Annotated in this window: 23 protein-coding genes; 22 read left to right on the top strand and 1 reads right to left on the bottom strand. The window is 47.6% G+C overall.

Features of this window, described 5'->3' with window-relative positions:
- The first annotated feature begins 55 nt into the window (after positions 1–55).
- The 9 genes from F6I03_RS03415 to trxB all read left to right on the top strand — a co-directional run bounded on the left by F6I03_RS03415 (position 56) and on the right by trxB (position 10,941).
- Positions 56–1,216 (top strand): exonuclease SbcCD subunit D, encoded by a 1,161-nt coding sequence (locus F6I03_RS03415; protein WP_070431157.1) that lies wholly within the window; start codon positions 56–58, stop codon positions 1,214–1,216.
- Positions 1,213–4,299, top strand: a complete 3,087-nt coding sequence (locus F6I03_RS03410) for an SbcC/MukB-like Walker B domain-containing protein (protein ID WP_070431158.1) — start codon at positions 1,213–1,215, stop codon at positions 4,297–4,299. The genes F6I03_RS03415 and F6I03_RS03410 overlap by 4 nt, the downstream gene beginning before the upstream one ends.
- A gap of 80 nt (positions 4,300–4,379) precedes the next feature.
- Positions 4,380–5,744, top strand: a complete 1,365-nt coding sequence (locus F6I03_RS03405) for a DUF4097 family beta strand repeat-containing protein (protein ID WP_070431159.1) — start codon at positions 4,380–4,382, stop codon at positions 5,742–5,744.
- Between the two features lie 13 nt (positions 5,745–5,757).
- Positions 5,758–6,054: a PspC domain-containing protein gene (locus F6I03_RS03400; RefSeq protein WP_070431160.1), complete on the top strand. Its 297-nt coding sequence runs from the start codon at positions 5,758–5,760 to the stop codon at positions 6,052–6,054.
- Between the two features lie 180 nt (positions 6,055–6,234).
- Positions 6,235–7,170, top strand: a complete 936-nt coding sequence (gene hprK / locus F6I03_RS03395; RefSeq protein ID WP_070431161.1) for an HPr(Ser) kinase/phosphatase — start codon at positions 6,235–6,237, stop codon at positions 7,168–7,170.
- 7 nt (positions 7,171–7,177) lie between these two features.
- On the top strand, positions 7,178–8,032 hold the full coding sequence (gene lgt, locus F6I03_RS03390; RefSeq protein WP_070431297.1) for a prolipoprotein diacylglyceryl transferase: 855 nt from the start codon (positions 7,178–7,180) through the stop codon (positions 8,030–8,032).
- On the top strand, positions 8,033–9,106 hold the full coding sequence (locus F6I03_RS03385) for an NAD(P)H-dependent glycerol-3-phosphate dehydrogenase (RefSeq protein WP_070431162.1): 1,074 nt from the start codon (positions 8,033–8,035) through the stop codon (positions 9,104–9,106).
- A 22-nt stretch (positions 9,107–9,128) separates the two neighbouring features.
- A complete protein-coding gene (gene galU / locus F6I03_RS03380) occupies positions 9,129–10,010 on the top strand; it encodes a UTP--glucose-1-phosphate uridylyltransferase GalU (RefSeq protein WP_070431163.1) in 882 nt (293 codons plus the stop codon).
- Positions 10,011–10,014: 4 nt separating this feature from the next.
- Positions 10,015–10,941: a thioredoxin-disulfide reductase gene (gene trxB / locus F6I03_RS03375; RefSeq protein ID WP_070431164.1), complete on the top strand. Its 927-nt coding sequence runs from the start codon at positions 10,015–10,017 to the stop codon at positions 10,939–10,941.
- Positions 10,942–11,001: 60 nt separating this feature from the next.
- On the opposite strand, the gene F6I03_RS03370 is transcribed toward trxB, so the two are convergent.
- Positions 11,002–12,051 carry a hypothetical protein gene (locus F6I03_RS03370; RefSeq protein WP_070431165.1) on the bottom strand — a complete coding sequence of 350 codons (1,050 nt, stop codon included), beginning with the start codon at positions 12,049–12,051 and terminating at the stop codon, positions 11,002–11,004.
- A gap of 368 nt (positions 12,052–12,419) precedes the next feature.
- Between F6I03_RS03370 and F6I03_RS03365 the strand changes: the two genes are divergently transcribed.
- From F6I03_RS03365 to F6I03_RS03305, 13 genes are all read left to right on the top strand, one after another.
- On the top strand, positions 12,420–13,298 hold the full coding sequence (locus F6I03_RS03365) for a DegV family protein (protein ID WP_070431166.1): 879 nt from the start codon (positions 12,420–12,422) through the stop codon (positions 13,296–13,298).
- Positions 13,299–13,319: 21 nt separating this feature from the next.
- A complete protein-coding gene (locus tag F6I03_RS03360) occupies positions 13,320–13,781 on the top strand; it encodes an NUDIX hydrolase (protein WP_083290582.1) in 462 nt (153 codons plus the stop codon).
- 27 nt (positions 13,782–13,808) lie between these two features.
- Positions 13,809–14,591 carry a CpsB/CapC family capsule biosynthesis tyrosine phosphatase gene (locus F6I03_RS03355; protein ID WP_070431167.1) on the top strand — a complete coding sequence of 261 codons (783 nt, stop codon included), beginning with the start codon at positions 13,809–13,811 and terminating at the stop codon, positions 14,589–14,591.
- Positions 14,592–14,608: 17 nt separating this feature from the next.
- A complete protein-coding gene (locus F6I03_RS03350) occupies positions 14,609–15,349 on the top strand; it encodes a YveK family protein (RefSeq protein ID WP_070431168.1) in 741 nt (246 codons plus the stop codon).
- Between the two features lie 12 nt (positions 15,350–15,361).
- Positions 15,362–16,096 (top strand): CpsD/CapB family tyrosine-protein kinase, encoded by a 735-nt coding sequence (locus F6I03_RS03345; protein WP_083290583.1) that lies wholly within the window; start codon positions 15,362–15,364, stop codon positions 16,094–16,096.
- Between the two features lie 270 nt (positions 16,097–16,366).
- Positions 16,367–18,088, top strand: a complete 1,722-nt coding sequence (locus tag F6I03_RS03340) for a phospho-sugar mutase (protein ID WP_070431169.1) — start codon at positions 16,367–16,369, stop codon at positions 18,086–18,088.
- 59 nt (positions 18,089–18,147) lie between these two features.
- Positions 18,148–19,038: an RNase adapter RapZ gene (gene rapZ, locus F6I03_RS03335; protein WP_070431170.1), complete on the top strand. Its 891-nt coding sequence runs from the start codon at positions 18,148–18,150 to the stop codon at positions 19,036–19,038.
- Positions 19,035–20,063 (top strand): gluconeogenesis factor YvcK family protein, encoded by a 1,029-nt coding sequence (locus F6I03_RS03330; protein WP_070431171.1) that lies wholly within the window; start codon positions 19,035–19,037, stop codon positions 20,061–20,063. The genes rapZ and F6I03_RS03330 overlap by 4 nt, the downstream gene beginning before the upstream one ends.
- A 15-nt stretch (positions 20,064–20,078) precedes the next feature.
- The gene (gene whiA, locus F6I03_RS03325; protein ID WP_224788485.1) at positions 20,079–21,011 is read left to right on the top strand and encodes a DNA-binding protein WhiA; all 933 of its coding nucleotides are present in this window, start codon (positions 20,079–20,081) and stop codon (positions 21,009–21,011) included.
- 213 nt (positions 21,012–21,224) lie between these two features.
- Positions 21,225–21,824: an NfeD family protein gene (locus F6I03_RS03320; protein WP_070431173.1), complete on the top strand. Its 600-nt coding sequence runs from the start codon at positions 21,225–21,227 to the stop codon at positions 21,822–21,824.
- Entirely contained in the window at positions 21,817–22,797 is a 981-nt protein-coding gene (gene floA / locus F6I03_RS03315; protein ID WP_070431174.1) for a flotillin-like protein FloA, read from the top strand. Before F6I03_RS03320 ends, floA begins: the two co-directional genes overlap by 8 nt.
- Complete coding sequence (locus tag F6I03_RS03310) at positions 22,797–23,213, top strand: hypothetical protein (RefSeq protein WP_070431175.1); 417 nt, start codon at positions 22,797–22,799, stop codon at positions 23,211–23,213. The genes floA and F6I03_RS03310 overlap by 1 nt, the downstream gene beginning before the upstream one ends.
- A gap of 91 nt (positions 23,214–23,304) precedes the next feature.
- Entirely contained in the window at positions 23,305–24,279 is a 975-nt protein-coding gene (locus tag F6I03_RS03305) for a GMP reductase (RefSeq protein ID WP_141737868.1), read from the top strand.
- Positions 24,280–24,293 lie beyond the last annotated feature (14 nt).

Genomic DNA, 24,293 nt, shown 5'->3' with positions numbered 1-24,293 from the left:
GTGAAAGAGGGTGGGAGTGATTGCCAGCCTCTTTTTCACCGAGTGAGGAGTTCCTATGAAAATTATCCATACTTCCGATTGGCATATCGGAAAAGTTATTAATGAAAGAAGTTTACTCGCAGACCAGGAAGAAGTACTGACAGCCTGGATCAGCCAAGTTGCAGAGATGGAAGCGGATCTTGTGATAATTGCTGGTGACCTCTATGACCGCTCACTTCCCAACCGCGAGAGCGTTCACTTGTGCAATCAGTTACTGACACAGATGTCGGAGGAAATTTCTTGCCCGATTTGCATTATTTCTGGGAACCATGATAGTGGTGAACGCATCGACTATGCCTCAGCTATCCTGGAAAAGGAGGGCTTGTATTTAGAGGGGATGGTCAAAAAGGCTATCCGCTGTGTCCGCTTAGAAGAGGCTGATGTCTACTTGTTACCTTATAGTGACTACGGTCAGGTCCAAAAATTATACCCTGACCAGTCGATCCGTTCGATGGAAGACGCGTTGAGGGTCCAAATCCAAACGATTAAGTCAGGGGATTGGCGTCCCGACCGGCTTAATCTGCTTGTTTTCCACGGTTATGTGACTAATGTTGACTTAGAAGAAGCAGGAGCTGATTTAGAACACACTGAGTCTGAACGCCCCCTATCGATGGGGAATTCCGCCTATGTGCCGGCTGATCTCTTGGCAGACTTCGATTATGTTGCCCTGGGTCACCTGCATGGCCGCCAGTATGTCAAGAACCAGCATATCTACTACAGTGGGTCCCCCCTAAAATATTCGAAATCGGAAGCTAGGCAGCGCAAGGTCTTTTTAGAGGTTGATTTGACTAAGGAAAGTCTTAGGGTGATCCCTCACCCGATTCAAGCCAAACACGATTTAAGACGGGTGAAAGCCAGTTTTGAAGAACTGATGGCAGGACAGTCCGATGACTATCTCTATGTGGAATTGACCGATTCCCAACCTATCCATGAGGCCATGTCACGGTTACGCCAAGTCTATCCCCATATCATGGCCCTCTCTTATACTGCCCTTGAAGTGGACCAACCTGGCCCAGACACTAGCTACCAAGCCAAGCCCAAAGAGGACTTGGACCAGGTGTTTGCGACTTTCTATGAAGATCAGACGGGGCAGACTTTGACAGCCTATCAAAAGCAATTAGTAAGCAAAATCTTGGCTGAAACTAGAGAAAGAGGAGAGGAGGAAGTGGCCAAATGAAACCCATCCAATTAGAAATGCAAGCCTTTGGACCCTACCGTGAACGAACGCGGATTGATTTTCGCAATGTAGGACAACAGCAACTTTTTCTCATTACTGGACCGACAGGAGCAGGCAAGACGACGATCTTCGATGCCATTGTCTATGCTCTGTACGGTAAGACAAGTGGGACGTCGCGCCAGGAAGCTGAGCTTAAATCTGATTTAGCGAGTGACCAGGACTTATCCTATGTTTATTTGGAATTTGAACTTGGCGGAAGGAATTATTCGATCAAGCGGATTCCCCAGCAAAAAGGCCCCAGCCCCAAAACCCAGCGGCCCATTAATTTGAAGGCCAGTGTTACATTTGACCGTGGCGACCGCATCTTTCAGAAGACCCAGGAAGCTAACCAGGCCATAGAAGAAATTCTGGGTTTGACTGTGGACCAGTTTCGTCAGATTGTTATGCTACCCCAGGGCGAATTCAAACAGCTCTTAGAAGCCCCTAGTCGGGAAAAGGAAGTCATTTTTCGAAAGATTTTTACGACCTATCATATTAAGACATTCCAGGACGAGCTATTAGCCCGAAAGCAAGACTTAGAAAAGGAAATGGGCCAAGATTACCGGTCGCTCAAGCAGGACCAGGAGACAATCGTTCATATTCTAGATGAAGTGATCCGAGCTGATTTCGAGGAGGCCCTTAGCCATGAAGATTTTACTGCCTTTGCAGACCAGCTCGCAGGGACTTTGGACGATCAAAGGACCAGGCTTAGGCAGGCAGAAGACCAGCTTGCTAGCTGGAAAGCAGAAGCGCAAGACCTGGAACGCAGCCTAACTTTGCTGAAAGAAGCCGACCACTTGGCCCGGCGCCAAGCAGACCTAGACCAGAAGGCTCCAGCTTACCGTAAGGCCAAGGCGGATTGGCATTTCTATCAGCAAATTCTGCCTCTGACCAAAGACAAGGACGATTTAGATCAATTAGACCAGGCCATTCAAGAAGAAAGCAAGCGAATCCAAGGAATAGTGGAAGAAGTCAACCAGCACCAGGCGGCCAAGGAAGCTGCTCAAGCGCGTTTAGAAGCGAGTCAGGAAGCTTATGGTCAGTTAGAGACTTGGGAAAAAGACTTGGAACAAATGCGACTAGAGGCGCGTGACCTTAGAAGCTGGTTGAAAAAAACGGAGCAAGCCCAAGAGCTCGACCAAGCCATCCAAGAGAGCAGGCAAAGTTGGGAGAGCAACCAGGAAGCCCAAGCCCTTCTTGCAGGGAGGATTGACCAGGCGCAAGCAGAGGAGGCGAAGCTGCAGAAGGACTGGTTGAATCCTGATAACCTGGTCAAGGAAGCTTACCAAGTCCAAACTAGACAGAAGGCCTTTAGGACTTACCGCCAACAAGTGGAAGCAAAGCAGAAAAAAGAAAAGGAGATCAAGCAAGCTGAGGCGGATTACCAGGCGGCTCATCAAACTTGGCGGCGGAGTCAGCAGGCTCTTGAGGCTGGTCGGCAAAGAGAACAAGCTGATTACTTAGGGCAATTAGCTAGTGAATTAGTTTCTGGCCAAGCTTGTCCACTCTGTGGGAGCCTAGACCATCCCGCTCCTTACCAAAGCCCTACTGATGATAATGAGTGGGGCCCAGATACAGCGACTCTGGAAGCTGAGGAGCGGCAGGCCTATCAAGCCCTGACTCGCTTGAGTAGCCAGCTTAACTATAGACAACAGGAAATCAGTGAACTCAGCCAGCAGCTGAAAGAATTAGCAGCAGCCGATAAGTTTTCTTCTGACCTTGAAGCTGAAGCCCAGATCTTGGAAGACCGGGCAGCCCAAGTTTCAGCCAAGGAGGAGGCCCAAGCAAAACGGCAGGCAGCCTCTGACCAGGTCAGCCGCGATTTAGCGACTTACCAAGAGGACCTGCTTAAGCTAAAACAAGTGGAAGGCCAGGTCAAGGAACGTCTGCTTAACCAGGAAGCTCAGCTTGAAGCCCTAAAGGCAGAAGGACAAGACCTCCTGGCTAAGCTGCATTACCAGGACATGGATGAGCTTCTAGCTGCCCAGAAAAGTCTAGAAAATAAGCTCCATGAAGTGAAAGAAAACCATCAGTCTGCCCAAGCCAACTTCCAAGCAGAAAAGGACAAGCTCTTAGCTTTACAAACCCAAAAGGAAAGTTTAGAGGAAGCTTTGGCTCGGCAAAAGCAAGCTTATCAAGCAAATGATACCGAGCTCAAAAAGGCTATGGCGGCCTTTAATTTAACAGCTGAGAGCTTAGCGTCTTACCAAAAGTCGACTAAAGATTGGTCAGCTGTCGAAAAGTTCTGGCGGGACTTTGAGCAAGAGGCCTATGCGCTAGACCAACAGCTAGCAGACAACCGGCGTGCCCTGGCAGCGCGTAAGGAAGACTTGAACCAAGAGGAAAACCAAAGCCGGCTCCAGCAAGTCCAAGCGAAGATTCAGGAAGAGCAAGAGCTTCGGGATAGGGCCCTGACTCAGCTGGCTCGCCTAGACCAAGTCGACCAGTCCTTTAGAGCAACTTTGGCCCGTTATCAAGACCAAGCTCAACACTACGGAGACTTGGTCTTATTAGCAGAGGTTGCCAATGGTAACCGAGCCGGAAGCCAGCGAGTTTCTTTTGAACGTTATATACTGGCTTATTACTTCGAACGGATTATCCAGCAAGCCAATCGCCGCTTTAAACAGATGACGAGTGGCCGCTATCAGTTCTTACGTGAGACCACGGCTAAGGGCGGGACAGCCGCTAAGGGGCTAGACCTAGCTGTCATGGATTATTATTCTGGTAGCAGCCGGAGTGTGCAATCTTTATCTGGGGGAGAGAGTTTCAAGGCCTCTCTGTCCCTTGCCCTAGCTTTAAGTGATGTCATCCAAAACCATGCAGGGGGGATCGAAATTTCAACCCTCTTTATCGATGAGGGCTTCGGGAGTTTAGACGAAGAGTCCCTCCACCAAGCCATGGATACGCTCATCGAGCTTCAAGAGTCGAGTGGTCGTTTAATTGCTATTATTTCCCATGTTGAGGAATTGAAGCAAGAACTCCCTGTACAGTTAGCTGTTAGCGCCAGTCCATCAGGCAGCCGCTGTGCCTTCAGGGGCCTATGACCATAAATACATCTCAGGGCCTATGCTAAAGGGGCAAATAATTGAGATAATAGAGCCAAGATAAACAAGGAGGCGACACGATGAGTGAGGATAAACAACGGATATTGAAATTAGTTCAAGAAGGTTTACTCAGTCGGGAAGAAGCTTTGGTGCTGTTAGAACAGCGTCAAGCCAAGGAAAACAATAAGCAAGACCATAAGCAGCCCCTCTCATTTGAAGAAGCACAAGCCCTGGCGGAATTCTACCAAGACCAGGGACAGGCAGACTTAGCCCAAGCCATTCTAAAGAACTATTACTTAGATCGGGAAGAAGCCTTAGAAGCCGACCTAGCGACTAAGGCGGCAGACCTAGAGGGATTGGGCCTTGCTGAATCAACAGATGAAGCTGAAAGAAAATTGGCCCTAGAGGAAGAAATTAAAGGCCTTAAAGCAGAATTAGCCTGGCTGCGCGAACAAGCGAGCCAAGAAGCCAATCCCTCATCTGCTGACCAAGAAGAAGAGGCCGATACTAAGACTAGCCAAGAGCAGAAACCATCATTAGGTCAACTGGTTAAAGACCTTAAGACGGCGGTTGAAGGGACAGTTCACTTTGACCGTGGGCGGTCGGGGATCCCACGCCCCCACTTAGTGACCCGACAGTTTGAGGAGCACTTTAGTTTCGACGAGATTGCTAAGGATTTTGACTTTTCGATTAGTAAGGGAGATATCCTGGTCGAACTAGCAGAAATTGACCGGGTTGAGCTCAAGGTGACGGGAACAATCTTAGGGAAATACCAGGAAGAGACGGTTGAAGAAGCCTTCAGGCAAAGGACCTTGATTGAAAACCAGGACGGCTGCCTACGCTTTGAATTAAATAACCGTTTGCTGTCTACCAATATCCACCTGCGTCTGCCCAAACAAAAATTTGGTCAATTGAATTTTAGGACTTTATTAGGAGGCATCCAGCTTACAGGCCTAGAGGCAGAGGGTTTGGACCTCTACACGATTGATGGCAATATCCGAGTTGCTGAAAGTCGAGCAGTAAATGGTCGGGTAAATACCAAGAATGGCCTTGTAGTTTTAGACCAAGTAGACTTTGACCGACTCGATGCGCAAACAGCTAATGGGGACCAACGCTTCATTGGGGCTGTTCGGGCCCTAGCTATGGATACCCTCAATGGGCAATTACGTCTGACAGTGACCAATCCTGACTTAGAAGCAGTGGACTGCCAGACCACCTCGGGTGACATCAAGCTGAATGTCAACCCAGCGACTAGCTTGAATGCTGACCTACGCACTAACAACGGCACGATCCGTTGGCGCCAAGAGAGCTTTAAGGTAGATACTCTGGCTGATTCCCGCTTTAAGCAAGCTAAGGCGATTTATTACTTAGCTGAAACACGTCCTGCCCAAATCAATTTATCATCGGTTTCTGGTGATATCTGGTTGAAGGCAGAAGCGAAATAATAGGAGGTAAATCATGACTAAAAAACTCAGAAGATCAAAAACGGACCGCGTCTTAACTGGCTTACTAGGTGGCCTGGCTGCTTATTTTGCTGTTAGTTCAACGGTAATTCGTTGGCTCTATACTATCTTTACTTTCTTTAATCCTTTCCTTATCTTGATTTACATCGTGGCTGCTTACCTTATCCCTAGCGAAGGAAATTCTTTTAAGCGCAAGCATGAAAAGACCCACCGCCATCCCCGCGGCTTCGGTCGTATTAAGGAAGCTGAGCATATTGATGATGACAAGCAGGGAACTTGGAACGACTTCTAAATCGGCTGCCATAGCCATAAGAAAAAAAGGAGCTGAAATCTTACAGCTTCTTTTTTCTTATGGTTGGACTTTCTGACTTATGGAAAGTTTACCGCCTTGATCTCGGTGAAGCTTCTTAGAGAAATCTATGGTAAAATAGGAGAAAAACAGCACTGATGCTAAGGATGGAAGGAGTTCTACATGGCGGTTGTTACAGTTCGTGAGCTAGTAGAGGCACTCAAGATGAATATTATTTCTGGCGAGGACTATCTGGATCGAGAGATTACAGTATCTGATATTTCGCGTCCAGGTTTGGAATTGACCGGTTATTTTAATTATTATCCTGAAGAACGGATCCAGCTTTTTGGCCGCAATGAGCATTCCTTTATGAGTAAGATGACAAGTGAGGAACGTTTGTTGGTTATGCGACGTTTGGCTCGTGATCGGACGCCGGTCTTTGTTTTCTCACGGGATCTGAGACCAGAGTTTGAAGTTATTCAAGCGGCTAATGAAAACCATATCCCAGTGATTGGCATCAACACGTCGACTACCCACCTCTCCTCGCGCTTGACGACCTATCTCCAGGAACGCTTAGCTGCGCGCACTTCGCGCCATGGCGTCTTTGTTGAGGTGTATGGCTTGGGCGTGCTGATTATGGGTGAGAGTGGTGTCGGCAAGTCAGAGGCCGCTCTCGAATTGGTTAAGAATGGCCACCGCCTCGTGGCTGATGACCGGGTGGAGCTCTATCAAAGAGATGAATATACAATTATGGGAGAGGCACCAGCCATCCTAGAAAATATGATGGAGATTCGCGGTCTAGGGATTATTAATATCATGACCCTCTATGGAGCGGGAGCGGTCCGTCAGAAGCAGCAGGTGAACTTAATTATCCAACTCAAGCTTTGGCATAAAGGAGATAAGTATGACCGCTTAGGAACGGCTGCTGAAGAGGAAGAAATCTTTGGCGTGAAAGTAGCTAAGATTACTGTGCCGGTTCAGATGGGGCGAAATATCTCCAGTATTGTTGAAGTGGCGGCTATGAATTTCCGAGCCAATGACCTCGGGTATAATTCAGCTAAAGAATTTGAAGACCGCCTAACTCATTTAATCGAAAGCAATAGCCAAGAGGAAGGATAGAATGTTAATGGATCGAATTCTAGGGGCCATTGACCCTGTCGCTTTTGACTTATTTGGTTGGCCGATTCGTTGGTATGGGATTATTATAGCGGCTGGTATTCTCTTAGCTATCCAGCTAGGAAGCCGGGAAATAAGGCGTCGGGGTTGGCCGGAAGATCTTATTTTGGACGTCTTGGTCTGGGCCATCCCCATCGGTTTTGTCGGGGCCAGGCTTTACTATGTGATCTTTGAATGGGACTATTACCACCAGCACTTGGATGAGATTATTCAAATTTGGAATGGTGGGATTGCTATCTATGGGGGCGTTCTTGCGGCCCTAGCGACGATATATATTTATTGTCGGACTAAGGGTTGGCGTTTTCTCCTCTTAACGGATGTTATGGCGCCTTATCTCTTGTTAGCCCAGGCGATTGGACGCTGGGGAAATTTTGTCAACCAGGAAGCCCATGGGGGACCTGTATCGGCGGATTTTCTTCGCCAAGGCCTGCACTTACCTGAATTTATTGTTGAAGGCATGCAGATTGATGGGGTCTATTACCATCCGACCTTTCTCTATGAATCCCTGTGGAACCTTCTAGGCTTTGCCCTGCTCTTGTATTTGCGCAATATTAGCGGCAAACTGAGAGTGGGGGAGACGACCTTCCTCTATTTAATTTGGTATGGGACAGGCCGCTTCTTTATCGAAGCTTTGCGGACAGATAGCCTCTACTGGGGGCCCTTCCGCGTCTCTCAAGTTTTATCCTTGATTTTAATTCTTATCGCTGTGGGCGCTATTATCTGGCGGCGTTGGAAGCAGGCTCCGCCCCTCTACCAAGAAGCGAGTCTCTACGCGATTGAGCAGAAGCAAAGGAAGGAGAAATAAATGCAGACTTATCGTATTGCGGTTTTAGGAGCTGGCTCTTGGGGGTCAGCTCTAGCCATGGTATTAAATGATAACCAGCACCAGGTCCGGCTCTGGACAATTGATGAAGACCAGGCAAGAGAAATCCGGCAAACCCGGGTGAATTCAGCCTACCTGCCTGACCTCCACCTGGCTGAAGATATTGTAGTGACGACGGATTTAAGCGAGGCCATTGACCAGGCAGACATGATTTGTTTCGTTGTTCCGACCAAGGCCATCCGGTCTGTGAGCCAGCAGGTCAGGGATGTCTTGGCGAAGGAGGAGACTTCAGGAGAGGGACAGGCGCCTATTATCCTCCATGCCTCTAAAGGCTTAGAACAAGGGACTCATCTGCGGATTAGTCAAATTATTGAAGAGGTCTTAGAAGGTTGTCGCTACCGCGGAATTGTCGCGCTCTCCGGGCCTAGCCATGCAGAAGAAGTCGCTGTCCGCCATATCACGACGATAACAGCTGCCAGTCAAGACCCAGAGGCAGCTAAAGCCGTGCAAGCAGCCTTCCTTAACCGTTACTTTAGGGTCTACACCAATAGCGACTGTATTGGTGTCGAACTCGGAGGGGCCTTAAAGAATATTATTGCGGTAGCTGCGGGTGGTGTGGACGGCTTGGCCTATGGAGATAATACCAAGGCTGCCCTAATCACACGCGGTCTGGCTGAAATAACCCGCTTAGGCTTAGCCATGGGGGCAGACCCCCTAACTTTTTCTGGCTTAAGTGGGGTTGGCGACTTAATCGTGACCTGTAATTCCGTCCACTCCCGCAATTGGCGGGCAGGCAACCAGATTGCCCAGGGAGCTAGTCCCAAAGAAGTTGAGGACAAGATGGGAATGGTCGTTGAAGGTATTCCAACGACTAAGGCGGCTTACGAATTAGCTGGTGAATTGGGTGTGGATATGCCTATTACCAATGCCCTCTATGCCATTCTTTATGAAGGCATGCCGGTGGAAGAAGCCTTGACCCAGCTGATGATGCGCGAGGGCAAGGAAGAGACCCAGTTACGAAGCGCATTAATTGACTATCTGGCGAAAAGAACTTAAAGTAATTTCTTAAGGAGGACTTATGAAAAAAGTACGTAAAGCAATTATCCCAGCCGCTGGTTTTGGTACTCGTTTCTTACCGGCAACCAAGGCCATGGCAAAAGAAATGCTACCAATCGTTAATAAGCCAACCATCCAATTCATTGTGGAAGAGGCCCTAGCGTCAGGAATTGAAGATATCCTGATCATCACGGGTAAAAGTAAACGTCCCCTCGAGGATTATTTTGACTCGAATATCGAGCTTGAGAGTGTCCTTAAGCAGAAGGGTGAAGATGAATTATTGGAATTGATCCAGGAGAATGTGGGACTTAACCTTTACTTCAAACGCCAGTCCTATCCTCTGGGTTTAGGCCATGCTGTCCTTCAAGCCAAAGCCTTCGTGGGAGACGAACCCTTTGTAGTGATGCTAGGGGATGACTTAATGGTCGATAAAGAGCCCTTAACCAAGCAATTAATTGGAGCTTATAATGAAACGCATGCTTCTAATATTGCCGTGATGCCTGTCGCTGAGGAAGATACGGACAAGTACGGCATTATCGATCCTGAAGCCAAATTTAGAGACGGCATCTACAATGTGCGGCGCTTTGTCGAGAAGCCGGATCCTTCCGTAGCCCCTTCTAATCTGGCAATCATTGGGCGTTACTTGCTAACACCAGAAATCTTTGAGCTCTTGGAAACCCAAAAAGCAGGGGCAGGTAATGAGATCCAATTGACCGATGCCATTGACCGCTTGAACCGGACCCAGCGGGTATTTGCTTATGAGTTCAAGGGGCAACGTTACGATGTGGGCGATAAACTCGGCTATATGAAGACAACGATTGAGTACGGTTTAGGCCAAGAAAGTATCCGCCAAGGCCTAAGCGACTACCTCCTGAGTCTTGAGGACGAATTAAATAAGGAGTGAAAGAATGACCGAAGAAATCAAACAATATGATGTACTTGTAATTGGCTGTGGGCCAGCTGGAATGACGGCTGCCCTCTATACCTCACGCGCAGCCCTGTCCGTTTTAATCTTAGAGCGGGGAGTGCCTGGCGGGGAGCTTCTGAATACGGCTGAAGTAGAGAACTATCCAGGCTTTCCGAGTATCCAAGGACCAGATCTGGCGACCAGCATGTATGAAGGCGCGATGCGCTTTGGAGCGGATTATGCCTATGGAAATGTGAAAGCTATCCATCCGGGCCAACCCTACCATACGATAGAAACGGATACGGCAACTTACCAGGCCAAGGCCATTGTGATTGCGACAGGGTCTACCCACCGTCTATTAGAGGTTCCTGGTGAGGCCGACTATGCTGGACGGGGCGTTTCTTATTGTGCGGTTTGTGATGGGGCCTTCTTCAAGGATAGTAAATTGATTGTCGTAGGTGGCGGGGACTCTGCTGTTGAAGAAGGCAGCTATTTGACCCAGTATGCCAAAGAAGTGACGATCGTCCATCGGCGTGACCAATTGCGGGCCCAAGCTATTCTCCAAGAGCGGGCCTTCGCTAATGAGAAGATTGATTTCACCTGGGATGCCCAAGTGCAAGAGATCCTGGGCGATGGTCAGAAGGTAACTGGAGTCCGTATTATGAAGAAGGATGGCAGTTCTTATGTTGAAGACTGTGATGGCGTCTTCATCTATATCGGCCTTCTCCCCAACCAAGCCGGTTTCGGGGACCTGGGGATTACGGATGAAGAAGGTTGGGTCATCACTGATGAGAACATGCTCACAGCGATCCCTGGCATTTTTGCCGCGGGTGATATCCGGCAAAAGAAATTGCGGCAAATTTCAACCGCAGTAGGCGATGGCGGTCAAGCTGGCCAAGAAGCTTATAATTATATCCAAGGTTTATAAAAGAATAGACATACAAAAAAGCGCCTTTTAACAGGCGCCTTTTTTTGTGCGAATGATCGCTTAGATATGGCTTTCCTTGGCTTCTTCAGTGACAAGTTTGGTCCCAAAGAACCCACCGACTGATGACAGGATGGCTCCAAGTAAGAGTCCAACAAAGGCCCAGATGGAAGCTTGGGCAGTGTTATCAGAGGCTTTATTGGCTTCATTGCGTAATTGGGCAAGGGCGTCTTGAGCTTCTGCTTTCGTTTGATCAAGGGCTTGGCTAGCTTGGTCGATTTGTTGACGCGCTTCACTTGCCGCACGGTTATAGCCTTCGACAATATTTTGTGTTGTTTGCTCAGCTTCAGCTTGGCTTAGGTCAGGGTTTGATTCCAGGGCATTAGCGACAGCTTGCTCATCTACATTTTCAGAGATGATTTCTGTCCGTGCTTGCAATTGACTGCTCAATTGGTCGAAGATAGCGTCTGAATTATCTGGATTGCTTACCAAGTCTTTAGCAGCCTGGCTGATATCGTCCGTGGCAGCTTGGAGTTGCCCCTTTAAGTACTCAGGTTGGAGTTCTTTAATATCAGTATCACGCAGAACCTCGTTGACATTGCTTTCTAAGTTTTGGATGTCTGCTTGGTCAACGTTAATCTGATCTGTCAGGGCATTAACGCCATTTGAGATGCTATCCGCAGCTGATGAGCTAACACTTTCAACCGTTTGACCAGCTGTTTGGGCCACTTGACCAAAGAAGCTGCCAACGGATGACAGAATCGATACGGTTGCCACTGAAAGTAAGATGAAAGTGGCGATGGTTGATACGGCCCAGGTTAAGAAACCATGAACGACACCGACGCGACGGGCAGTGACCCCAGCGACGAAGCCAGCTCCTAAGAATGACAGGATTAATTGGATCACAGTCCAAATTAAAAGACCTGTTCCAACACCTGACATGGGATCACTGGCTTTAGGACTCACTGTCCCGAAACCAATGGCATTACCAATAAAACCGAGGGTGATCATTAAGGCGATGAAAGTAACAACGCCGGCAAAAATCGCTCCCCATGATAGGTTATAGCCGGCTTCTTTATCGCCAGCTCCTAGATAACGATTAAATCTATGCATAAATAATTCCTCCTTTTTTATTAATTTAATCTTTATCTTTAATAAATTCAAGCCATAAGCCTTGCTGTGACAGGGATTCATCGCTTTCTTCTATGTAAGCGTCACCTTTAATCCCTTTGAGAACAAAAAATGTTCTAAATACTTGAAGAAAACCAATGAAAAGAAAAGTCTAGGCTTGAGGATTTATATATTCTTAAAAATTAATTGCAAGGATTGAAAACAAGAATATGCTATGCTTAGGGAGTAAAGCTTCCTTTTCGCTTCCATATCATTTAAAGGTCAGATTTGTTATAATAAAAATAGACGCTTGTAAGCCAAGCGAGACTCTATGAATGAAGTTATTTTGTGATAACTTGGAAAGGTTAGTTATGAAAACAGCATATATTATTGATAGTACAGCTTCTTTACCAGACCAATACCAAGACCATCCCGATGTCTACCAAGTCTATTTATCGATTCATTATGCCAATGGCGATAGTTTACGGGACACAACCGATCCTGAGGCCTTGCAGGCTTTCTATGAAGATTTACCTAAGCAAGAAGAAATTCCAACAACCTCCCAGCCCCAACCCCAACAATTCTATGACATTATGGATGTCCTCGTGGCGGAGGGTTACCAGGCGGTCTATGGCTTCTTCTTGTCTTCAGACTTTAGCGGAACCTATCAGACAGCCTATTCGGTTATGCATGAATATGATGATCGACTGACCGTCCATGTGATTGATTCCAAGTCAATTTCTCTAGCCATCGAAGCCCTGCTTGACCATACGATTAGGCTTCAAGAAGCAGGCGCTAGCCAAGAAGAAATCTTAGACCACCTAGAAAAAATGACCGACCAAACGGCCCTCTTATGTTGCTTTGAGGACTTGTCCTACTTAGTCAAGGGAGGACGGGCCGGTAATGCTTCTGCCTTCATTGGAAAAATATTAAATATTTTCCCTGTGTTAGAGGTGCATGGCAAGGTGGAGGTATTTGCCAAGGTACGTTCACGGAAACGCGTCTATGCAACGATTGTGGATGAAATTGCTAAAAGGGTGCAAGACTATCCGGACGGCCTGGAACGGCTCATTATCCTAGATGCCTTGAATCCTGAAGGGGTGGCAGCTCTGGAGGAAGCCTTTAGTGCAGCTTATCCTGAGATTACTATTGAAAAGACTTACTTAACGCCGGTGATAGGGATCCATGCTGGTCGAGACGCTTACGGCGTGATCGCCATCCCCAATTTACCGAGCGCTTACCAGGCTTAATACAGACAGGGGTGGAAGCAGGTGCAATTAACTAGTTTAGTTTATTTAATCGATGGGGATGAGGTTTTAATGCTCCACCGAACGAAGAAAGCTAACGATATCAACCATAATAAGTGGTTAGGCGTGGGCGGTAAATTTGAATGGGGCGAAAGTCCGCTTGAATGTGCCCAAAGAGAAGTAAAAGAAGAGACGGGCCAAGAGCTCTTAGAGGCCCAAGCCCGTGGCGTCGTTACTTTCTTCTATGCGGAAGACGATCCCCTCTATATCTTTCTTTATACCGGGCGTTTAGCCTCTCGGGAAGTCATCCAGACTTATGAAGGTGATCTGGCCTGGGTAGCCCGGGATCAAATTCCCCAATTAGAACTCTGGGAAGGTGATCGCCTCTTTTTAAAGAAATTATTTGAAAGCGACCAATATATCGATATGAAGTTAAGCTATGATGCGGAAAGTCGTTTGCTTGCTTGTGAGGACTTCTCGCACTAGCCTTATTTTTGAGAGGAGTTGATGCTTGTGCTTGTCGATGTTCATGCCCATATTCTGCCAGAAGTAGAGGAAGGCTTGCGCTTTGAGCAAAGCTTGCCTAGGGCCAATCAAATGCTTCAAGCCGGCATCAGCCATGTTCTGTCTCTGGCTCCCTACCAACATGACACTTCCCTAGCTCCTATTGGCAAGTTAGAAGCGGTGGCTGAAGCCTACCAGGAGGCGCTCGACCGTCGGGGCCTCCCCCTCCGCGTTTATCCTGGCCATGAAGCTCTCATGGAGGAGACCCTAGCTGAAGATGTCTTTTCTGGGAAAGTTTCTTTTGCGGATTTAAACCAACGTTATCTATTCATTCGTTTCCCAGACCAAGAGCTACCATCTTATACCCAGGAGGTTCTTTTTGCCTTGTTGGCTAACAATATTCGGCCGATTATTAGCCAGGCGGAGAAGCAAGCTTGCTTTCAAAAGCAGCCCCAGCTCCTTTTTGATTTTTGTGACCAGGGCTGTGGCATCCAAGCCTCAGCGACTTCCTTGCTCCCGTCCAGCCCGGCGCCAGCCTACCGCCTAGCTTGGGACTTGGTCGACCGACGCTACTTGCATGTGATTGCTTCCGGCGCTTTCTGTGGCAGTGACCGTTGGCAAGAAGACAGCCTAGCTAGCGTTTACCAATATTTAGAAGAGACCTACGGTGAAAGTTTTAGCTTTGATTTAAAACAGAATGCCATCAGCCTACTGAATGGAGATCCCATGGTGACCCATTACCAGTTAAAAAAGAAACGAAGTATTTTTGACTTCTTTAGGCGTCAAAAATAAGAAGAAAGGTGGTTCTTATGGTAAAAAAACAGCGTAAACCTCTAACAGAGGTCCTTAAAATTATGAAAAACAAGCTGGCCTTCATTATGATGGCGACGGTCATTGGGATGATTCTGGCTAGCCTGATCTCCTTTCTCGTCCTCGAACCTCAATACGAAGGGACAGCCCAGGTGATTGTCCACCAGAATCCATCGGAAGAGACGACTGCTCCGCTAGCCGACCAGGCTAAGACATTGACTGACACCTATAAGGAAATTGTCTTAACACCGGCTGTTTTGGAACCAGTCGCTCAGGGAGCTGAGAAAGATCTGTCCTATCAAGCCCTGCGCGACCAGGTTGAAGTAAGGACGAATGACGAGTCGCTCGTCTTACAGATTGCAGTTGTCGATAATTCGCCTTATGCTGCTTCCGACTTAGCCAACCAGATTGCTTCAAGTTTCGCCAAGCAAGTGGGGGAAATCTATCCCAATAGCCAGGTCAAGCAAGTGGCTGACGCTAAGACCCATACGGAGAAAGTCCGGCCTAAGCCCATCCTGGATATCTTAATCGGAGCAGGTCTGGCCTTCCTCCTAGCAACGCTTTGGGCCCTCTGGCAAGCTTACCGGGACAAGACAGTACGGAGTGAAGAAATTGTCAGTGAAATGGGTTGGCAGCTCATCGGTGTCTTACCTGAGATGAGTCAGACCCAGGTCCGAGAAACCCGCTTCAAGCGCAAGGGACGGTCTGCTAATTCTGATGACAGTAAACGTCGTATCTAGGAGGTGTTAAGTATGTTTTCTCGTTTCAAACAGAAAGAAATTGTCAAAAAGAACCGGGAGCAGCGCCAAGGTTCTAGTCTGATTACCCTCCAGCGTCCGAATGATATTGTTTCCGAGCAGTTCCGAACGATTCGAACGAATATTCAATTCGCAATGGAAGAACAGAAATTTAAGTCGATCATGTTTACCTCATCAGGGGCCTGGGAGGGGAAGTCAACGATTGTGGCCAATATTGCAACTGTTATGGCTGACCTTAATTTGCGGGTCTGTATTGTAGACTGTGACTTGCGCAAGCCGACGATCCACAAGACCTTCGATGTGGATGGCCCCTCTGGTCTGACCAGTTTGCTCACGCAAAGGGAACTGAAGACTATGAACTATGTGCAATATGTGCCAGAGGCCAATCTATATGTTCTTCCAGCTGGTCCTAAGCCCCCTAATCCGGCTGAACTCTTGAGTTCCCAGCGGATGACAGATATTATTGATGAACTCGAGCAACTCTTTGACCTTGTGATCATCGATACACCACCAATTCTGCTAGTGACTGATGCCCAGATCATGGCGTCACGTGTGGATAATGTGATTTTTGTCTTACGCGAGAATGTCTCGCAAATCCGCAATGTCCAAAAATCAAAAGAACTCTTAGATGCTGTCAATGCTAATGTCCTCGGCGCGATTTATAATGGCGCTGTCGGAGATGCAGTGAATTCCTATTATGGTTACGGTTACCATGATGAGGAGGTCTAAGAGCCCCCTTTAAGCCTTCTCAATTGCTCTATGGAAGGAGCAATTGAGAAGTTTTTTATTTGCCTTTCTTTCCCCCAAGGGCTAAGCCAGCAAACGAGACTAGCCCAATAGTATAGACCTTGTTCGGGGGCCTAAAATCTTTTCTTGCCGCCCTGGGGATGACATTTTTTGTGAAGGCTTACATCTTTTTTAAATTAGGATAAGATTAGAAGCCTTTACAGGTAAAATTTGCTATAATAAAAGAAAAGAATATGATGAGGAGTGTTGAGCATGACTTGGCAAGAAAACTTTAAACACTGGGATGAATTTGAAAATTTGGATCCGACTTTAAGAGAAGAATTAGATGCCTTAAAAGAAGACCCTGAAGCCTTGGAAGATGCTTTCTACCAAAGGATTGCCTTTGGGACAGCGGGGATGCGCGGCCTTATGGGACCTGGGATTAACCGCTTAAATATTTATACCGTTCGCTTATCAACAGAGGGCCTGGCCCGCTTAATGGAAGATTATGGGGAAGAAGCTAAGAAGGCAGGTGTGGCTATTGCTTACGATGGCCGTCATGATAGCCAGCGCTTTGCCTATGAATCCGCAGCTGTCCTAGCTAAACACGGGATTCCAAGCTATGTTTACGAGTCCTTGCGTCCTACACCTGAACTTTCTTTCACTGTTCGTGAATTAGAGACTTTTGCAGGCATTATGATTACGGCTAGCCATAATACCGCTGAATATAACGGCTACAAGGTCTATGGGGCTGACGGGGGACAGATGACACCAGAGGATGCGGATGCCTTGGTGGCCCATACAGAGGGAGTTGACCTCTTGACTGTTCCAAGCCTTTCCCAAGATGAACTTCAGGCAAGTGAGCTATTAACCGTTATTGGCGAAGAGCTGGACCAAAAATACCTGGCCCGGGTAGCCGAAGTAACGATTGACCAAGACCTGGTTAAGGAAATGGGGGACCAAGTGACGATTGTCTACACCCCGCTTCATGGGACAGGCATGATGCCCGTTTCACGAGCTCTAGACTATGCAGGCTTTGAATCCGTTGTATTTGTGGATGAACAGAAGAAGCCTGACCCTGATTTCACCTATGCCCCAGATCCTAACCCCGAAGATGCGGCGGCCTTTGAATATGCCATCAAGTATGGTGAAGCGAACACAGCCGATATCCTCTTAGCAACCGACCCTGATGCTGACCGGATGGGGGGCGCTGTCCGCCTACCTAACGGTAACTACCAAATCTTAACCGGTAACCAGATTGGGGCCCTGATGACTCATTATATTCTCCAGGCCAAGAAAGAAGCGGAAGATTTGCCAAGCAATGGTGTGATCCTGAAGTCTATCGTGTCTTCTGACTTACCAGCAAAAATTGCAGCCGCTTATGGGGTTGAAACGGTCAATACCCTGACCGGCTTTAAGTGGATTGCTGACAAGATTAAACAATATGAAAAAGATCAAAGCAAGATCTTCCTCTTTGGTTTCGAGGAGAGCTATGGCTACTTGGTGAAACCCTTCGTCCGGGATAAAGATGCCGTTCAAGCTATCCTTTTGATGGCAGAAATGACAGCCTATTATAAGAAACAAGGCAAGACACCTTATGATGGCTTACAAGAAATCTTCCAGGAATATGGTTACTTTAAAGAAAAGACGATTTCTGTTAAATTACCTGGACAGGCAGGGGCGGCAAAGATTGAGCAATTAATGAAGGGCTTGAGAGCAGAACCATTAAAGGAAATTGCGGGGGTTCAAATCGAAGCTACTTCGGACTTTGCTGACCAAACGAAGACCTATGCGGATGGTAAGCAAGAAGAACTCGAACAAGCTCCATCCAATGTTTTGAAATATGAACTGGCTGATGGCACATGGATTGCCGTTCGGCCAAGTGGGACAGAACCTAAGATTAAGTTCTATATCGGTGTTGCCGCCGAGGATGAGTTAGCGGCTCAGAAGGCCCTTGACCAATATGAAGCTGCCATGAAAGAATTTACAGCGTAAAAGTTGTTGGCAGTACATGGTTAAGATGCTAGGAGCCTATCTTTTATAGGAGTGATAGAATGACCAAAAATAATATTAAGCTTGTGATCATTACGGGGATGAGTGGGGCTGGTAAGACAGTTGCCTTGCAATCTTTTGAAGACATGGGATACTTCTGTGTAGACAACCTTCCACCGTCTTTATTGACATCTTTTTGGGACCTCTTGCAAGGCTCAGATACCATCAGTAAGGTTTGCTTGGTGATTGACCTGCGTTCCCGGGATTTCTTTACCGAACTTAACCAGGTGCTCAAGAATATGGACCACAAGGACTTTATGAAGCTACAGATTATCTTCCTGGAGGCTAGCGACAGCAAGCTAGTATCCCGCTACAAAGAATCTCGCCGTAGCCACCCCCTTCAACAAGATGGGACAGTCCTGAGTGGTATCCAGCGTGAACGGGAACAACTGGCAGCAGTTAAGGAAAATTCGCATTTGGTCATAGATACCAGCTCCTTGTCACCAAGAGAGCTCCGGGCAACCCTGATGCGCGAATTTCATAGTGGTGACGATGCGATTTTTACGGTCGAAGTGATGTCTTTTGGCTTTAAATATGGGATTCCAATTGATTCGGACATCGTCATGGATGTCCGCTTCCTCCCCAATCCTTACTATCAGACCGATCTTAGACCGCTGACGGGTCAGGATGCCCCGGTTTATGACTATGTGATGGCTCAGTCAGACACCCAAACTTTCTTCGATAAATTTACCGATATGGTAGACTTTACCCTTCCGCTCTATGAAGCAGAAGGAAAGAGCAGTGTGACGATTGCAATTGGTTGTACCGGAGGCCAACACCGGTCCGTTGCCTTGACTGAACGCATCGGCGACCACATTAAAGCTCTCGGCTACAATGTTCATGTGTCCCACCGGGATGCGAAGAAGAGCCAGGCGGCGGTGAAGCATTCATGATTAATCGCGACTTACTCAACCAAGCCAGAAACGATAAGTTAAAAATTACTGTCATCGGTGGGGGGACGGGGCTTCCTATCCTCCTATCGGGGCTGAAGAAGGCCAATTGTGAGATCACAGCGGTCGTCACGGTGTCTGATAATGGTGGGAGTAGTGGCAGTATTCGGACCTCTTTGAATACCATTCCACCTGGGGATATCCGCAATTGTATTGTGGCCCTATCTGAAGTGGACGCCATTTATAAGGATATTTTTCAATACCGCTTTGCACCTGAAGACCAGGAGTTCTCGGGCCATGCTATCGGTAACCTAATTATTGCAGCGCTAGCAGAGATGCGGGGGGATGTTTTTAGCTCCTTGCGTCTCCTATCAGCTATGATGAAGGTCAAGGGACGGGTCTTACCAGCTGCGGAAGAACCCCTGGTCTTACGCGCTCACTATAGTGATGGTCAGGTAATTGATGGGGAAACGGAGATTGTCAGTCAGCGGCGGCCAATCGAACGCGTGAGTGTGCATTGCATAGAGGAGGACGCGGGGAAAAATCGCATTCCCCAAGCGGGGCGCCAGGTGGTTGCAGCCATCCGTGAAGCGGATCTGGTTGTCTTAGGCCCGGGTTCGCTCTATACCTCCATTCTTCCCAACTTAGTGATTGAAGACATCCGCCAAGCGGTCCTGGAGAGCCCGGCTAAGGTGATTTATATCTGCAATATTATGACCCAATTAGGGGAGACGGAGCATTTTTCTGATGCGGACCATGTCCGGGTCATTAACGACCACCTCCAAGCCAAACGGATTGATTACGCCTTGGTTAATAAGGCACCCGTGCCCTATGAATACATGGAGTCTGATCAGACCCCTGAGTATTTGGTCCAGGTGGAAAGGGACCGGTCAGGCATTCTTCATGAAGAAGCACAAATTGTCGCAGCTGATTTCCTTGACCTCAGAGAGACGGGCGTGTATCATAATCAAGATAAACTTGTCGAAACGATTTTGCGTCTTTATGAGGCGGACAAGGGTTTCGAGTAGAGAGGAATGCCAGTCGTGAGTTCATTTGCTGCAGATGTCAAAAAAGAATTAACCCGGATTGAAGTGACTAAGGATGAGGCCCAAGCAGAGCTATCAGCCCTGGTGCGGATGAATGGGTCGATCAACTTGCTGAGCCAAGGTTTGGTTTTAAATGTTCAAACAGAGAACGCGGCTATTGCCCGTCGTATATATAGTCTCTTTAAAAAAACCTACCAAGTGACAGGCGAGATTATTGTACGCCGGAAGATGAAATTGAAGAAAAATAATGTCTATATTGTGCGTATCCACCGGGAAGCCCAGGAAATCTTGTCTGACATGGAAATTTTAGACCGGCTTATGATCATTCCCAAGATTCCTCAGTCGATTAAAGCAAATCCTCGCTTGGCCAAGGCCTATTTACGGGGAGCTTTTCTTGCTGCTGGATCAGTGAATAATCCAGAAACTTCTAGTTACCACCTGGAGATTTATTCCATCCACCAGTCGCATAACCAAGATATTATTGACTTGATGAATGTTTATCATCTCAATGCCCGGCAAATTGAACGACGGAGTGGCTATATTAGCTATCTCAAGGAAGCTGAAAAAATTTCTGACTTCTTAGCCTTGCTGGGCGCTAACCAAGCTATTCTCCGCTTCGAAGATGTTCGTGTTATGCGGGATATGCGGAATTCGATTAATCGGATTGTTAACTGTGAGAGTGCTAATTTGAATAAGACGGTCACTGCGGCAGGTAAGCAGATTGAGAATATTAATTATATCGAAGACCGGGTCGGTTTAGCTGAGCTCCCCGTCAAATTACGTGAAATTGCTGAAGCCCGCCTGAAGCACCCGGGGGCCAGCTTGAAGGAGTTGGGGGAGACATTGGAGAGTGGCCCTGTTTCTAAATCGGGTGTTAACCACCGCCTGCGTAAAATTAATCAATTTGCGGAAGAATTGCGCCGGCAATAGGACCTGTGGCATAACTTGTTGAGTCCTGGATAAGTTTTCTTATGCTTGTCATAGCTAATAGATTTTATATGTAGAGAGTTGGTCTTTGACTGACTCTTTTTTTCTTCTTAGCTTCTTGCTGGCTAGTTTGAGAATTGCGGTTGCCGGCTTAAATGTTGTATACTCGAAGCAGAAGATAACCGTCAATGGGCACTTGATGAGAGGAGGGCTAGGATGGCGCTTATCGTATGGATCTTTTCCGTTCTCTGTTTACTATTTAGCTTCCAGACTAGGCAAGGCTTGCTGACCACGGCTCTTAGCTTAGTCCTGGCTATACTTGGTCTCTACTTGTGGGGCCCTAGTGACTATGTCTTTATTTGGGGCCTAGCTCTGGGCTTAGCCCTTGTCATTTTTGAAGCCTGTTTGCCTTCTTTTGGCATCTTGGGTATTCTAGGCTTTCTCCTGATAGCTGTTGAAGTTTACTTGCATCACTTAGTTTTGGGTCCCCTGCTTTTTGAAATTTTGGCCGCTGTTTATTTAGGCTTACTGCTAGCCCTCTGTCTGATTCGCTTAGTTCTTGATAATCCCCAAGCCCAAAGTCTGGTTTTAAAGGACCGACCAGGCCAGCACAGGCAGTCAAGATTAGAGGAAGAAGTCCTGGGACAGGAAGCGGAGGTCGTCGCACCACTGCGCCCCGTTGGCAAAATATGCCTAAAAGATGGTCGGATTCTGCAGGCAATCAGTGAACAAGATTTTATTGACCGGGGCCAAGCGGTTGAAGTTATTGCTGTTCAGACAAATGAAGTGAAAGTGAGGAAAATTGATTATGACTAATGTATGGTTAGGCGCTTTACTTGTGTTTTTACTGTTTATCCTAGTCATTCTATTCTTTATCTTTGTCCCGGTTGGGCTTTGGGTGACGGCTCATTTCTCAGGGGTAAAGGTTGGCTTAGGAGACCTTGTGGGGATGCGCTTGCGTCGGGTAAATCCTTCTCGTATTATCAAGCCCATGATTAAGGCCACCAAGGCAGGGCTTGATCTAGACCTCAATGACCTAGAAGCCCACTACCTGGCAGGAGGAGATATCAATATGGTAGTGGATGCCTTGATTGCTGCCCAACGTGCGATGATTGACTTGGAATTCGAACAAGCTGCAGCCATTGATTTGGCGGGTCGGGATGTCTTTGAGGCGGTCCAAGTATCAGTGAATCCTAAAGTCATTGAAACACCAGTGATTGCTGGGGTGGCTATGGATGGGATTGAAGTGCGGGCCAAAGCCAAAGTGACTGTGCGCGCGAATATTGAACGTTTAGTGGGTGGGGCCGGTGAGTCGACGATCATTGCCCGGGTTGGTGAAGGGATCGTTACGACAGTGGGCTCTTCTAAGACCCATACCATCGTTCTGGAGAATCCAGATTCCATCTCACAAACCATCCTCAGAAAGGGGCTGGATTCAGGGACAGCCTATGAAATTCTCTCCATTGATATCGCTGATGTCGATGTGGGACGAAACATTGGGGCTAAGCTTCAAGCTGAACAAGCAGAAGCAGACAAGCGGATTGCCCAAGCCAAAGCTGAAGAAAGGCGGGCTATGGCAGTGGCTAATGAACAAGAAAATATTGCCAAGACCCAGGAAATGCGGGCAAAAGTAGTGGAAGCCCAGTCCCAAGTTCCTCTGGCCTTAGCGGAAGCTTTACGCTCAGGACGCTTAGGGGTCATGGACCATTATCAATTAGAGAATCTCCAGGCCGATACCAAGATGCGGCAGGCCTTTGGAGAAGAGGAAAGTCCAGCGGGTGATGACTAATGTGGGCTTGGATTTTACTGGCTTATGTGATCTATCGCTTAATTAAGGGCCTAGCCCAGGCTTTAGGGCCCCAGCCAACTGAGCCAGAAGATTTAGAGGAAAACCAGGAAGAAGAAGGGCTAAGTCCTGACTTAGTGCCAGATTTCGAAGCCCTAGCTGAGGCTGGACTTGAGAGGGATGAGATGATCGAAGGGGCAGTTGACCGTTTTCATGAAGACCATGAGGATTTTAAGGCCTATCTGGATGCCCATGCCAAGGCTCTTTTGGATGATCAAGAAGAAACGGAGCTCCTTTCTCCTGGCACGTCGCAAAGGCGTGCAAGCCCCAAGCGCCGGCCAGACAAAAAGAAGATCCGCCAAGGCTTGAAGTGGCAAGTCTTGCTTAGCCCACCGCCCAGCAGCTGGCATAAAAAATGAGCTGATTTTAAGAAAGTTTTGCTTTTGCAGGCGAGATAGAGTAAAATATTCGGCGGACAATTATAATTATTAGCCAAGCAGAAAGGTGAAAATCGTGCAAACTTTTGATTACGAACAGGTTCAATTAATTCCCGCTAAATGTATTGTAAAAAGCCGCCGCGAATGCGATACGAGTGTTGAATTCGGCAAGCGCCGTTTTAAAATTCCCATGGTGCCGGCCAACATGCAAACCGTGATCGACGAAAAGCTAGCTATCAAGCTAGCTGAACAGGGTTATTTCTATATTATGCACCGTTTCCAACCCGAAAAACGCCTAGACTTCATTAAAATGATGAATGACAAGGGCCTCTACGCTTCCATTAGCGTAGGAGTTAAGGATGAGGAGCGCGACTTTATCCGTGAAGTCAAAGCTTCGGGACAGCCAGTGGATTATATTACCATTGATATTGCCCATGGTCATTCGCAAACGGTCATTGATATGATCCGCTTCATTAAGGAACAATTACCTGATAGCTTTGTCATTGCAGGGAATATTGCGACTCCAGAAGCTGTTCGTGACTTAGAAAACGCTGGTGCTGACGCGACCAAGGTCGGGGTTGGCCCAGGTCGGGTATGTATTACGAAGATCAAGACAGGCTTCGGGACAGCAGGTTGGCAGCTAGCGGCGGTCCGCCTCTGTGCTAAAGCAGCTCGGAAGCCTATCATTGCGGATGGGGGGATCCGGACGAATGGAGACCTAGCTAAGAGCATCCGTTTCGGTGCCAGCATGGTCATGGTCGGCTCGCTCTTAGCTGCCCACGAAGAATCTCCTGGTGAACAAGTCGAAGAAGATGGGGTGACCTACAAGGAATACTTCGGTTCAGCTAGCCAATTCCAAAAAGGCATCTATAAGAATGTAGAAGGTAAGCGTATCTTAATTGAGAGCCGGGGCAGTTTATTTGCCACACTTAAAGAAATGGAAGAAGACCTCCAAAGCTCGATTTCCTATGCTGGCGGTCGTGATTTGGGCGCCCTGCGGACGGTGGACTATGTGGTCGTTCCAAGCATTTACAATGGCGACCGTTAATTTATTGCAAAGAT

Source organism: Aerococcus sanguinicola (assembly GCF_008726925.1).
GTDB lineage: Bacteria > Bacillota > Bacilli > Lactobacillales > Aerococcaceae > Aerococcus.
The sequence above is the reverse complement of the archived record's forward strand: the minus strand, read 5'-3'. Positions and strand labels throughout refer to the sequence as shown.